Below are 13,036 nucleotides of genomic sequence, written 5' to 3' on the forward strand. Positions count from 1 at the left end.
ACGCTCAAAAAATTCATATTTTTTAGATGCAGCAAATTTGTTAAAGTCTATTCCATTTAAACTTTCAATTATTGGAGGTGATATGGAACTGAGTTTGGACAGCGTTAATTATGTCGAGATTGCGGTACTGCTTTCTTCCCACAACAAACCGACAGCATAATCAACGTAAAGTAGAGTTTGGTCAAGGCGAGGGGAAAGTGCCTTTGGATGCGATAGCAGAGCAGATAGTTCATTAAAACCAAAAGACATATGAAATTTATTTGCTGTTAGCTGAAAATGTGTGTAGCAGAGTTGTGGCCTTTAACAGACATTGCAAAATATCGTAATGAGGATGATCTAAGATTTGTAAATCAAAATTGGATGCGAAATTTTGAATAATATACATGCTCCTGAATAAGAAAGGATTGAGATAGATATGGTTTCAAATGAACGTTTAAGAGTAAAATACTATTCTGTAAATGATTTAAGTATGGGATTTTATGTAAATAGGATAGAAAAAATAATTTGTGATTTTGTGATTGAGGCAAAAAGAATGGATATTAACGAAATTATTGAATTATATAATATACAACAGTTTTTTCAAAATAGAATATACTCCAGATATTGGACTAAAAAACAACTGAATGATTATAGCAGAATTGTAGAAAGCTTTTCGAAAGTAATAGGTAAATATTTTTCTGAAATTAATATAGATGTGCTGGAAGGTATATTTGAAACTATTAATTATAATTACAGGGATGATTTTTGGAAACTTATAGAAAAGTATAAGGTTTTTGAGAGAATTCCAGTTGAGATATTTAGAAATATAACTAAAAACAAGCATTTTATTTTAAGAGATGTTTTGAAATGTAAAAATCTAGCAAAAAAATTTTCACATGAAATAATTACCTATATGGAAGAAAATCCATTCTGTGCAGAAATATTATTAAGCCATTACTTGGAAAAGCATGACAGAGATATAGAACCTTTATATTTCCCATCTGAATTATCAAATGATAAAAAAATCTTAATATTGGATAATTACATATTAAGTGACTCGGCTAATAGTAATTATATAAAATTAATTTTTGAATCTAATAGTACAAATAACTTGTGTTTACCAGACCGATTAAAATTAAGAGCCAAACGAAGATATGATGAACAAATGGAAATTTTATTTAAAAATAGCGCTGGCTTCGAATATGGTGTACAAGTCATGTTTTCTGATAAACAAGACGAAGAACAGAAATTTGAAATTGGGAGAAATAGAATTCTATCAGTTTCGTATAGTAAAAAATGGATAAAAGAAAATTTAGATTATCCTACATTATTAAACAATTTTGTATATTTATTTGGTTATACTGATATGCAATTTAGATCTCTTCATGTTCTTAGGGAATCGCAATTGGGTATTTTAGAGAAGACTTTAGGAATTAAAGGGAAAAAAGAATATCATACTGGAATTGCATTTCAACAGATGCAGATGTTGGCACAACTTCAAATGGTTGGATACTGTAATGAACTAGAGAAATATCATATTTATTTAGAAGAGATTATTAATTGGTTTTTTTGTAATTATTTAAAGGATGAATTCAATGTAAAGGGTTTTAATTTCAATGTATCCTCAAGAACGGCATCATATCTTGAAAAATGTAGGAATATTGCAGCTGAAATGGATAGTGTTTTAAAACAATTTAAGCTTTGGTGTGAAGATGGGGAGATTGACAATGAATTATTACATATATCTACAGAGCATATGTTTATTAAAGATATTCCAAGTATGATAGATAATAAATATATTTACCCATGTGGGAAGGACTATCAAACAATAACTCATTTATTGTTTTCGGATCAATCAATAATTTATTATATTCCAGGATTATCAAAAAACTACAATTCGTTTTATGATTTATTAGAAAAACAAGATGTTTATTACGATATATTTCAGGAATATCAAACGTCAAGCATTAATTGGCTAGTTGAGCATGGTATAATAAAGATGGATGAAGAAAAAAGAATAATCCCTTATAAGGAAAAAATAAATATATTGAATGAGTTGTATGAACAAAATGTAGCATGCTGGAATTATATGAAAAAATATCAAGATATTATTGTAGAATTAAAAGAATTTGGAATGCTGCAGTTTTCATCATCCCTGTTTTCAAAACCAGAACAGGATTACTATAATTATTTATTTAATAAGTCCGAATTTGACAATGGACTAGATATTCGTAACCGTTATAGTCATGGGACGCAAAGGGTAAATGAAGAACAAAATAAACAGGATTATTATATTTTTCTTCGGATTATGATTCTTATAGTTATAAAGATAAACGAGGAGTTTTGTCTAAAATATCCTGAAAAGTAAGAACGTTAAGTGTGGATATTAATTTGTGCTAGCTTATAGTGGATCTGAGTGTAAAGATGTTTCTTGAGTAAAATTAATTGTTTTAATATTTTAAATCATTGCTTCCAGACTTTATAGATTTAGTTTTTTATGTGATCAATTCTTCTCATTAACTGATACTTTCCATATAAATTCCAGTTATGCCCATTGAAAATTCCATTTAAAACGCGTGTGCAGGTCACTTGGGCGAAAATAAACAGATTAGGAAATATTATGAGTATGCAAAAGCGCATCCCATCACGGAATGGCGTTGCCGGACGGATATTCTATATGCCGGCAACGACAATATGACAGCCCGCAAGACCGTGGATGAATTTATAGATCACTGCCATGCATCCCTTACGGTTATGGAAAACGGTGAGCATTGGTTCCACACGCCGGAGCAATTAGCGATACTGAATCAGTGGACGAAAGAGCGTGTAGAATACCTGGGTGAGGAAAACAAGGGAAACGTGGAAATCGTTGAGATCAAAGAGCGAACGCCGCTGTTATTATTGCAGCTGTTAGAACTATGGGAGAAATCGGTGAGGGCAACCCATTTGTTTTTATCAGATGAAGAAATTGGCGCGATTAAGGGAGCTGTTCCTGCGGCATTAAAAGGGATCCCTCATTTGATTGTAGCGGAAAACGAAAAGATACCCGCAGCCTTTATGGGAATTGATGGGCAGAAACTGGAAATGCTGTTTGTATCTGCCGAAGAGAGAGGAAAGGGCATTGGAAAAAAACTGCTGGAATACGGTATTGAGAAGTTTGCCATTCGGGAACTTGCCGTGAACGAGGACAATCCCCTCGCCAAAGAGTTTTATGAGCACATGGGATTCGAAGTCTTTAAAAGAACAGACCATGATGAACAAGGAAACCCATATCCACTTTTATATATGAAGCTTCATACTTGCAAAGGAGTAATGGACCATGAAAATGCCGGCAAAAAATATTGATCCCATAATGTTCGCCCCTTGCGGGATGAATTGCAAGGTCTGTTATAAACATTGCCATCACAAAAAACCATGTGCCGGATGTCTAAACAGCGATAATGGCAAGCCGGAACATTGCCGCAAATGCAAGATCAAAGATTGTATCAAAGAAAAAGGATTATCCTATTGCTTCGAGTGTTTTGACTATCCGTGTAAGCTGATAAAGAATCTTGAAAAAAGCTATAAGAGGTATCAGGCAAGCCTTATGGAAAATAGCAAGTTTGTTCGTAAATATGGGTTAGAAACGTTTATGGAACAGCAGAAAGAAAAATATATCTGTTCAAAATGCGGTGGTATTATTTCAATTCATGACAGGGAATGTAGCGAGTGCCAGGAAAAGATGGATGATGAAACTTAAATTTTACGATTCATATTTGGATAAGGAAAATGGCGATTATTACTTATATCATGTGATAGGTTTAATAATTTTACATGTTGTATGTGATTTTGTATATGTGTTTTTTAAAGATAATGTTTGAAAAATACAAAATGCTTATAAGTAGTACAAATAAAAAATAATCCTGGTAACGAAAGGAGGACAACTAAGTGGATACTCATGGTGAAATGCTGATTTATCAGACTGAAGATGGGTTGACCAAAATAGATGTTAGTATGGTTGATGAAACTGTATGGCTTACGCAAGAGCAAATGGCAGAATTACTTCAAAGAGACAAATCGACTATTTCACGCCACATTAAAAACATCTTTGCTGAGGGAGAATTAGATGAAAAAGTGGTTGTTGCAGAATTTGCAACAACCAGTCAGCATGGTGCGATGGAAGGAAAAACACAAAGCAATATAACAAGATTCTACAATCTCGATGTTATCATCTCCGTGGGTTATCGTGTGAAATCTCAGCGTGGTGTGCAGTTTCGTATCTGGGCAACGAATATTTTAAAAGAATACATCAAAAAAGGTTTTGCGATGGACGATGATCGTTTAAAGGAACTGGGCGGAGATGAATACTTCAAAGAACTGCTGGAACGGATTCGTGATATCCGGGCATCGGAGAAGGTGTTTTATCGTCAGGTTCTGGAAATCTATGCAACAAGCATAGACTATGATCCCAAAGCGGAAGTTTCTGTTCAGTTTTTCAAGAGGGTGCAGAATAAAATTCACTATGCTGTCTCCGGAGAAACGGTGGCAGATGTGATTTAACATCGTTGGAAGGATTGTATCTTTAATTTTTGTGGTATGTCTGTATTTAATAGGTTAATGTTTAGGATTGTTGCAGACAGTAACCATGCTGAAAGGGAAAAATGGTTAAATCAAACTAAGGATATGGTGAAGCACTACTTCCCGTAAAGTAACTCCCAGTTTGTCAGAGAGTTAAAAACAGGAAAAAGGCAATAATTTATGGAAAAGCAGAAAGTACGCCCCCCTATGTAACGGCTATGGGGCCGATCGTTATTGGAACCATTTGCGCCCTGGAAGTTCAGGCAAAGCCGATGTGACAGCAGATTTACGGTTGCTTTATGGGGGCGGATTCTATTGATAAAATATTGCGTTTGGGATAGAATTTAGATTGAGACTCTTAATAAAAGAATGGAGGTATTATATTATGGCGCTGAATCTTGTGGGATGGAATGTTGTGCTGGATTCGGATAATGCACACGAGTTGGCTGTATTTTACGAAAGATTACTTGGCTGGACGCGGTTCGATGGTGAAGAATATACGGTCTTGACGAATGTAGATCAAGAGGGCACTCCAACTTGGATCACCTTCCAGCAAGTAGATGACTATGTACCGCCCGTTTGGCCTGCGACACCGGATGAGCAGCAGCAAATGGAGCATTTGGATTTCCATGTTAAAGATGTGGAAGAGGGGGTAAAGCATGCTCTGTCATGTGGCGCAACCATGTCGGAATTCCAATACGATGATCGCTGGCGAGTAATGATCGACCCTGCGGGACATCCGTTCTGTATACTGCCTCCAATTATGCCCTGGCCGTAAATTTGGCAGCAAAATGAAAGGGAAAACTGAAAATGGTCATTAGAAATGAAGAAAAAAAAGATTATCAAGAAGTAGAATCCATCACCAGAAAGGCTTTTTATAATTTATATGTTCCAGGCTGCACAGAGCATTATCTGGTTCATATCATGCGTGAACATGAGGACTTTGTGCGGGAACTGGATTTTGTTATTGAAGTGGACGGCCGCGTGATTGGGAATATTATGTATACAAAAGCAAGGCTGATCGACGAAACGAAGAAGGAAAAACAGATTTTGACGTTTGGTCCGGTCAGCATTTTACCGGAATACCAGCGAATGGGTTATGGAAAAATGCTGATAGAGCATTCCTTTGAAAAAGCGATGGCCCTTGGGTATGATGCAGTTGTAATCTTTGGAAATCCGGGTAATTATGTCGGCCGTGGGTTCAAGAGCTGTAAAAAGTACAATGTCTGCATCGAAAACGGGACATATCCGGCGGCAATGATGGTAAAAGAACTGGGCTCAGATATTTTTGACGGAAGAAAATGGGTTTATTATGACAGCCCGGTCATGCAGATTGATGAGGCAGCGGCGCAGCGTTTTGACGATACCTTAGAAAAAATGGAAAAACGGCATCAGCCAAGCCAGGAAGAATTTTATATACTCAGCAATTCGTGTGTGCAGTGATTTGACAAAGCTATTCGACAAAAGCCTAAAATGATAATACGATTGAATTATAAACAAAGGAGCAAATTGTGAGTACAATTATTGGTTTAATGTTGGCGGTGAGAGAGCGAGAACCGATTTTTTACCATAAGGATACGAATCAGTTTGATCATTATCCTGTTTCCGAAATAGAACGAGAGAACCTGTCCCCGGATAAACTTAAACGAATGGCATGAGCAAAATCTATGCAGACAGTGCCGCTGCCATTGATACTGGGATTCCCGAGGCTGTCGGCATAGAAATAGTTATTACTCCCCGGAACTTAAAAAAAGAAATCTATTTCTATGGGAACGACTTGATGCGAGGTAACTGGCTGTTCCGAACGTTTCTATTAAAGCCGGATATTCGAAATGGAATCAAGTTGTACGAAGAAAATCGAAAATGATGGAGTAAATATAAGCCCCAGTGATATCTGTCCTGCTGCTCAGGATTGATACAAAATCTAACTGCAACTGCCATCAACAACACGAAAAGTACAAAACTGCAATAAGAACGGAAAACCACAATGGAAAATCATAAAATATATGCAATGAAATTTTCAAAAATTTATTCCCTGCTTGTTCAGAAAGCAGATAAGAAAAAGCGGACAAAGCAAGAGGTCGACGAAATTATTTGCTGGCTTACAGGATACGATGAAGTCGGCCTGACCCAGCAGCTGCGAAATGACGTTGACTATAAAACCTTTTTCGAGCAGGCCCCTTGCATAAATCCCAACAGTGAAAAAATAAAGGGGACTGTGTGCGGTGTTCGTGTTGAAGAAATTAAGGATCCAATCATGAAACAGATTCGATATTTGGACAAATTGATTGATGAATTGGCAAAAGGAAAGGCAATGGAAAAAATTTTACGGGCATAGATTGATCTGCAGCGCCACGTCCCATCCAGCCTTCCATAATACGACCCGCACCATGCCCCATTGCAAAAACAGCCGGATCATGGTAACATATAGAAAAATTAAGAGAAAAGAGGGGAGTTAAACTATGGATAAAACGATTTTGAATTATGTAGTAGAAAAAACGAACGAACTCATCAATGCGCCGACCTGCAGCAGCGAAACCAAGGAAGCGGCTCAGGCCTGGCTGGACGCTGTTGGAACCGACCGGGAAGCTAGTGAAACCAAAGCGTATATTGCTGAACTGGAGGCAGATATAATGCCCATCGACACTTTAATCGCTTTTGCAGAATCGGATGCTGGTGCGGAAGTCTTTGGCGATGATGCGAAAAATGTGGCAGCCCATGCAAAAGAAATCAAGGCCGCTGGAGCGGAATACTGCGACTGCCCAGCTTGCATGGTCGTTGCGGAAATTCTTGAGAAAAAGGATGATATGCTGAAATAAAAAGTTTTCTAAAGTAGGGGCTGGTGCATTGATTGGGATCAATGCACCAGCCTTGTTTGCGAGAATGCGCCCGAAAGCGCATGCGCCTCTCAAAATCAGCCAGAAGCAGCAAAGTCTGCTTCTTTTCAATATCAGGCCCCGCAAACCCACAACTTTTTGAAAAAAACGATACCTTCCAATAAAATTTTCCCGGTCCAAACATCTAACGCATCGCGCATTCGAAGCAACAGCCACTATTTCTCAGACCGCAATTCTGTTATACTATAAGCAGATAAAAGAAAGGAGGCCCTTCAACATGGGAATTCGGATAACAAAGCATTAACAGCAAGGCGTTGATGTTAACATGCCTTGCTAATCGGAAAGTTATAACAGCGAAAGATTAGGAGGCAAAAATGTCCTATTTTAATTATCAATCTCAAAGAATTTATTATACAGAGTCCGGCAGCGGAAGTCCGGTGCTGTTTCTTCACGGAAACACCGCATCCTCCAAAATGTTTGAACCGCTGCTGCCCTTGTACGAGGAAACGTTTCACGTGATCCTCATTGATTTTCTGGGCCATGGAAAATCCGACCGCCTGGAAAAATTTCCGGCAGAATTGTGGATCGAAGAGGCGAGGCAGACCGTTTCACTATTGGAACATCTGGGGCGAAAAAAGGTCCATCTTGTGGGGACCAGCGGCGGCGCATGGGTGGCAATCAATGCTGCACTGGAACGTCCGGATCTGGTTGGAAAAGTCGTTGCCGACAGCTTCGACGGCCGCATGCTGGCGGATGATTTTTCTCAAAACCTGATCCAGGAACGAAAAAGCGCCAGGGAAGATGAACTGGCCGCCGGCTTTTATCAATGGTGCCAAGGTGAGGACTGGGAAAAGGTGGTCGATCTGGACACCCAGGCCCTGCTCAAATGCGCCAGGGAAAAGCTGCCGCTGTTTGTCAAACCTTTGAGGGAGCTGCGGGTGCCTCTTTTGCTTATGGGGAGTGCGGAGGATCAAATGTCCAGAGCGGATTTCCAGAAAGAATACCAAGCCATGGCCCAAGAGACGGGCGCCCAAGTTGAAATCTTTCCAAGAGGTGTTCATCCGGCCATACTTTCCAGTGCAGAACGAGCCGCGGAAAGGATCAGTGAATTTTTAGGATAACCACATAAATACAAAACAGTGAAAAATGGCATAGCGCTGTTACAGCCGCAATACGAAGCAGCAAAAAGCATGAACGAATATCTGACATAGGAGTTCATGCTTTTTATCGTTAAAGAACTGGATATCCCTATGAATGTGCCCAGTCTCACACCGGATTGTGAGCGTTGTGGAGAAGCTTGAATGGAAAAGGAGGGAAAAATGATTGGAGTTCCCAAAGAAAAAGAACCGGCTCTGTACGCAATATTAACAGAGCCCAATCCAATAGCTGTATACCAAAAATACTATCATTGCTTAAGCGACTGTAATATTGTTTTGTTCGATGGTAAAAAAGATACGAATATTTCACAACACTGTATCGATAAAGCCATTGGGAATTATTACATTATGGGAATCGGCAATTATCGCAATGCGGTCATCCTTAATAAACAATTTTGGGAGGCGGCAGCAACAAACAGAGCAAAACAAGCTCCGGTGAAAATCGGATTTTGTATTGATTTTGATTCGAACATTATGTCTTATTTGCCGAAAGCACTGAAAGACGGCAGACAAGACGATGATTTTTGTAAATTGCTTTGGTATATAAAAAGCAACCATTATGCACTGACATGCTTGCCTTATTCCATTGAAGACAGCTTGAACAAAAAAGGAATGAAGTCAACAGAAAAAGTATATCAAGCATTATTATATTTCTACGCCTTCAGCAGACTGACCATTGATCCGTTGGGAGAACAAGATTTTAAAAATCTCGCACTGGACATAGATATCGAAGATTATCAGCAGGCGGATGATACATGGAATGAAATGATACGATTAAGAGAGCACGAACGAGATAAGGAAAAACGGACAAAGTCAATTTACTGTTTGTTATTAGAAACGATGATATTAAAACATGGAGTTAAAAAGCCTTACAAAAAGAAAATGGAAACAATGATTCGTTTCGTAAATGAGCAGCTGGGCGTTTACCTGGAGAATGCCCTTTATTTATGCGGGCTATATCTTTTGGATAGTAATCATGAAGGAATTCGACGCTTTTTTTCAAAAATGCAGCCGGCTGCTAAAAATTTGACCGATAAAATTGCGGGAATGGCATGGGATTTATTCCATATATCCAATTTACCGGAAGAGATGAGGATCAACAGCATGGAGAAGCAGGCCACGGTTTTGAATTATTTCATAACAAGAGACCAGGGACTAAAGGACATCATTCAATGGAATCCCGTTCAAAGAATGGTATTTGATAAAGACATTTCGATTGCAAAGTATAAACATTCAATATTGGAGCTTCCCATTGATGAAAAGACCCTGAGAAGTATTCCTCAATCACAAAGCGCCAGAGAAAGATTATGTATGGAAGGGGACTTGGAAACCTTAATAACTGTGAAAGAAAAAGAGTTGATGAATTTACGCAATGGATAATCGGACTTTTCCAGAAAAGAATCCGGTTGACTTTTCCCCTGCGGTAAAGTCTATACTAAGAGTGAAAAGGAGGGGACCTATGCTATCAATCGGCGAATTCTCAAAAATCTGCAAGGTATCAGCAAAGACCCTGCGTTATTATGCGGAAATCGGGCTTATTCTGCCTGATCAAATCAACCCGGAAAGCGGCTACCGCTATTATTCGATCGAGCAGCTTAAAACCATGCTCTTCATCGACCGTCTGAAAGCCTACCAATTTTCCCTGGAAGAAATCAAGGAGATTCTTCATGCGGGACCTTCCCAAGAAGAAATCCTCTATGAAGCGCTGCGAAAAAAGAAACGGCAGCTGGAAAGACAAGTACAGGAATTCCAAAACAACCTGGAGCAAATGGACAGAGACCTGACCAATTTGGAGGAAGGCAAGTCCATGATGTCGTATCTGGAAGGCATCGATGTGGAGCTTGTGGAAGTCTCTAAAATGAATTTGCTGTGGATCCGAAAAACGGTTGGCGAAGACGAGTTTGCCGAAGCGTATGGTCAGTGCTTCAGCAAATTGTTCAGGCGCATCGCAGCAGATCAACTGACAATGGCCGCTCCGCCAATGGTGCTTTTCCACAGCCCGGAGTTTACTCCCATCGGTCTTGACACGGAATTTGCCGTACCAGTGAAAGAATATGCCACCGGTACGAGGGATTTTTGCCCGGGACTATGCTTAAAGACCGTTTTGGCAGGCCCATACTCCGGCCTGCCATCGGTTTATGCAAAGCAGCTGGAGTGGGCGGAAAAAGAAGGCTATGAAAATGCCGGCCCGCTCTACGAAGTCTATGTAACGGACCCTTCGCAAGTTTCCCGTGAAGAGGATCTTATTACAGAAATTTTTTGCCCAGTGAAAAAAAGCCGTTGAAACTTTTGAAGGCAGGAAAGGATAGTAACCTATGAAAGAAGCAAAAGAACTGGAAGCGGTCATCCGCAGAGATTACGATAATATGGCAGGTATCGTCGTTCGAAAAGATGGAAAGCTGCTGTATGAGCAGTATTTTCATGGATGCACAGATTCCAGCCGGATCCATGTCTATTCCGTAACCAAAAGCATCGTTTCCATCCTCATTGGAATTGCCATTGATAAAGGATATATCCGAAATGTTCAGCAGAAAGTTCTGGAATTCTTTCCCGACTACACGGTAAAAAGAAGAGAAACCACCATACAGCATATTACCCTCGAGCATCTGTTGACGATGACGGCGCCCTACAAGTATCGGTCCGCGCCCTACACGAACTTTTTTTCCAGCGACGATTGGGTAAAGGCAGCCCTCGACTTATTGGGAGGCAAGGGGCAGATCGGTCAGTTCCGATACGCGCCCCTCATTGGACCGGACATTATGACCGGGATATTGGTAAAAGCGACAGGTCAATCCGTGCTGGATTTTGCGGCGGAAAACTTATTTACACCGCTGGGAATTGCCGCGCCGCCCAATGTGGTGTTTGACAGCAAAGAAGAGCAGCTGGCCTTTAATCGGGCTAAGTGTGTAAACGGTTGGGTGGCTGACCCGAAGGGCGTCAATACGGCAGGATGGGGACTCACCCTTTCTCCGATGGAAATGGCTAAGATTGGCCAGCTCTGTTTGAACGGCGGAACGTGGCAGGGAAAACAGATTGTGTCGCCGAAATGGATTGAAACGAGTACAAAGGAGCATAGCAGATGGGAAGAACAGGGGCTGCCATACGGATATTTATGGTGGGTCGATGAGGATGGCTATGCGGCCATGGGCGATGGCGGAAATGTCATCTTCATCCATACGAAAAAGAAGATGGTGGCAGCCATAACCTCCTTCTTCAAGCCGAAAGTAAAAGACCGGATCGAGTTTATCAAGGCTTATATATCGGCCGCTGAATAGGCCCCAAAAAATGATCGCTGGCGCAAAAGTTTCAACGCTCCAGCGATCATTTTGCCTCAGCAGCGGCTATCACGATTGACATATAGGTAACTAGTTGCTATAATATAGGAAACAAGTTACCTATATGAGGAGATACAATGGAACTGAACGATTTAATACAAAAATTTTCACATTCAAGCGGAAATCAGATCAAAGCCATCTTCAGCACGCTGTTCATCGCCGGAAACAGGCTGCAAACCCTGTTTGACCACCATATACCGGAGATTACCTTAAAGCAGTTCATGCTGCTGACCATGATCCGCCAATCCGAAGAACAGCTGACCTTCACCAAATTGGGAGAGCTGCTGGGATGTTCCAGGCAAAATGTCAAAAAGCTTGCTCAGGCTTTAGAGAAAAAAGGCTTTGTAGCCATCCGACAAAGCAGCGCCGATGTCCGTGCATCGACCATCGAACCTACAGATAAGATGAAGGACTATTTTGACAACATCTTCGCATCCTATCAAACTCAGCTGAAATACTTGTTTGAAGACTACAGTGAAGAAGAGATTAAGCAGCTATTCCAGCTATTGATGAGACTGTATGGCGGCATCGACCATCTGGAAAAAAAGCTGGAGCTTGCAGAAAAGGGGTCATTATGAAACAGACAGTCGTTTTATACAAATCAAAATACGGGGCAGCCAAAAAATATGCCGGCTGGATCCAAGAAGCGCTCTCCTGCGATGCTTACCAAGTTGGAGAGTTTCAGTGGGAGGCGATCACAAAATACGATCTGGTTATCCTTGCGGGAGGGATTTATGCAGGGGGAATTTCAATCGTCAAGGATCTGAAGAAGCATCTGACCGCTTTGGCCGACAAAGAACTCATTCTCTTTGCAGCAGGCGCAAGCCCTTTTGATCAAAAGATGCTGGAGGAGCTGAAGCTTCGGAATACAGAGACACTTCACAGGGAAATACCGATTTTTTATGGACGAGGCGCCTTCGATGAAGAGAAAATGACTGTGATAGACCGGATGCTGTGCCGAATGCTAAAGAAATCACTGAGCAAAAAAGAGCCCAAGGATTTTGAACCCTGGATGAAGGAACTGTTTGAATGGGACGGAAAAGGCTGCGATTGGACTGATCCAAAATACTTGGAAGAACTGCTGGCGTATACGAAAGCTTTCGAATCTGCCGGAAAAGATAACCGCTAAATTACCTCCCCAAACAACTGTTCGCAGTCTGTCTTTTGTGAT

The 13,036-nt window shown here is 40.4% G+C and carries 13 protein-coding genes and 2 pseudogenes; all 15 read left to right on the forward strand.

From position 1 onward, the window contains the following. Positions 1–415 precede the first annotated feature (415 nt). The gene (locus NIA71_RS18775; protein ID WP_253021192.1) at positions 416–2,347 is read left to right on the forward strand and encodes a hypothetical protein; all 1,932 of its coding nucleotides are present in this window, start codon (positions 416–418) and stop codon (positions 2,345–2,347) included. A 491-nt stretch (positions 2,348–2,838) separates the two neighbouring features. Next, positions 2,839–3,324, forward strand: coding sequence for a GNAT family N-acetyltransferase (locus NIA71_RS18780; protein WP_253021333.1), 486 nt, complete (start codon positions 2,839–2,841; stop codon positions 3,322–3,324). A gap of 7 nt (positions 3,325–3,331) precedes the next feature. Then, positions 3,332–3,514, forward strand: a pseudogene (locus tag NIA71_RS20130) (DUF3795 domain-containing protein); the annotation flags it as partial. 51 nt (positions 3,515–3,565) lie between these two features. Beyond that, a complete protein-coding gene (locus NIA71_RS20135; protein WP_367177924.1) occupies positions 3,566–3,718 on the forward strand; it encodes a hypothetical protein in 153 nt (50 codons plus the stop codon). A 206-nt stretch (positions 3,719–3,924) separates the two neighbouring features. Further along, a pseudogene (rhuM, locus tag NIA71_RS18790) lies at positions 3,925–4,515 on the forward strand (RhuM family protein); the annotation flags it as partial. Between the two features lie 406 nt (positions 4,516–4,921). After that, entirely contained in the window at positions 4,922–5,314 is a 393-nt protein-coding gene (locus NIA71_RS18795) for a VOC family protein (RefSeq protein WP_148395699.1), read from the forward strand. A 32-nt stretch (positions 5,315–5,346) separates the two neighbouring features. After that, a complete protein-coding gene (locus NIA71_RS18800) occupies positions 5,347–5,979 on the forward strand; it encodes a GNAT family N-acetyltransferase (protein ID WP_253021194.1) in 633 nt (210 codons plus the stop codon). A gap of 544 nt (positions 5,980–6,523) precedes the next feature. Then, complete coding sequence (locus NIA71_RS18805) at positions 6,524–6,874, forward strand: DUF2200 domain-containing protein (RefSeq protein WP_253021195.1); 351 nt, start codon at positions 6,524–6,526, stop codon at positions 6,872–6,874. A 124-nt stretch (positions 6,875–6,998) separates the two neighbouring features. Beyond that, a complete protein-coding gene (locus NIA71_RS18810; RefSeq protein ID WP_253021196.1) occupies positions 6,999–7,355 on the forward strand; it encodes a molecular chaperone Hsp90 in 357 nt (118 codons plus the stop codon). 392 nt (positions 7,356–7,747) lie between these two features. After that, complete coding sequence (locus NIA71_RS18815; protein WP_148397657.1) at positions 7,748–8,494, forward strand: alpha/beta fold hydrolase; 747 nt, start codon at positions 7,748–7,750, stop codon at positions 8,492–8,494. A 180-nt stretch (positions 8,495–8,674) separates the two neighbouring features. Then, on the forward strand, positions 8,675–9,910 hold the full coding sequence (locus tag NIA71_RS18820; RefSeq protein WP_253021197.1) for a hypothetical protein: 1,236 nt from the start codon (positions 8,675–8,677) through the stop codon (positions 9,908–9,910). Positions 9,911–9,989: 79 nt separating this feature from the next. Next, entirely contained in the window at positions 9,990–10,814 is an 825-nt protein-coding gene (locus tag NIA71_RS18825; RefSeq protein ID WP_148397659.1) for a MerR family transcriptional regulator, read from the forward strand. A gap of 31 nt (positions 10,815–10,845) precedes the next feature. After that, a complete protein-coding gene (locus NIA71_RS18830) occupies positions 10,846–11,805 on the forward strand; it encodes a serine hydrolase domain-containing protein (protein WP_148397660.1) in 960 nt (319 codons plus the stop codon). A 137-nt stretch (positions 11,806–11,942) separates the two neighbouring features. Further along, complete coding sequence (locus tag NIA71_RS18835; RefSeq protein ID WP_253021198.1) at positions 11,943–12,443, forward strand: MarR family winged helix-turn-helix transcriptional regulator; 501 nt, start codon at positions 11,943–11,945, stop codon at positions 12,441–12,443. Continuing rightward, the gene (locus NIA71_RS18840) at positions 12,440–12,994 is read left to right on the forward strand and encodes a flavodoxin domain-containing protein (protein ID WP_148397662.1); all 555 of its coding nucleotides are present in this window, start codon (positions 12,440–12,442) and stop codon (positions 12,992–12,994) included. Before NIA71_RS18835 ends, NIA71_RS18840 begins: the two co-directional genes overlap by 4 nt. Positions 12,995–13,036: the final 42 nt, after the last annotated feature.

Origin of the sequence: Ihubacter massiliensis, from assembly GCF_024125305.1 — a bacterium.
GTDB classification, from domain to species: Bacteria; Bacillota; Clostridia; order Peptostreptococcales; family Anaerovoracaceae; genus Hominibacterium; species Hominibacterium faecale.

Coding starts and splice junctions, on each gene's coding strand:
- NIA71_RS18815 (WP_148397657.1), top strand. CDS start 7,748: ATGTCCTATTTTAATTATCAATCTCAAAGAATTTATTATACAGAGTCC.
- NIA71_RS18825 (WP_148397659.1), top strand. CDS start 9,990: ATGCTATCAATCGGCGAATTCTCAAAAATCTGCAAGGTATCAGCAAAG.
- NIA71_RS20135 (WP_367177924.1), top strand. CDS start 3,566: ATGGAAAATAGCAAGTTTGTTCGTAAATATGGGTTAGAAACGTTTATG.
- NIA71_RS18775 (WP_253021192.1), top strand. CDS start 416: ATGGTTTCAAATGAACGTTTAAGAGTAAAATACTATTCTGTAAATGAT.
- NIA71_RS18840 (WP_148397662.1), top strand. CDS start 12,440: ATGAAACAGACAGTCGTTTTATACAAATCAAAATACGGGGCAGCCAAA.
- NIA71_RS18800 (WP_253021194.1), top strand. CDS start 5,347: ATGGTCATTAGAAATGAAGAAAAAAAAGATTATCAAGAAGTAGAATCC.
- NIA71_RS18830 (WP_148397660.1), top strand. CDS start 10,846: ATGAAAGAAGCAAAAGAACTGGAAGCGGTCATCCGCAGAGATTACGAT.
- NIA71_RS18820 (WP_253021197.1), top strand. CDS start 8,675: ATGGAAAAGGAGGGAAAAATGATTGGAGTTCCCAAAGAAAAAGAACCG.
- NIA71_RS18795 (WP_148395699.1), top strand. CDS start 4,922: ATGGCGCTGAATCTTGTGGGATGGAATGTTGTGCTGGATTCGGATAAT.
- NIA71_RS18835 (WP_253021198.1), top strand. CDS start 11,943: ATGGAACTGAACGATTTAATACAAAAATTTTCACATTCAAGCGGAAAT.
- NIA71_RS18810 (WP_253021196.1), top strand. CDS start 6,999: ATGGATAAAACGATTTTGAATTATGTAGTAGAAAAAACGAACGAACTC.
- NIA71_RS18805 (WP_253021195.1), top strand. CDS start 6,524: ATGGAAAATCATAAAATATATGCAATGAAATTTTCAAAAATTTATTCC.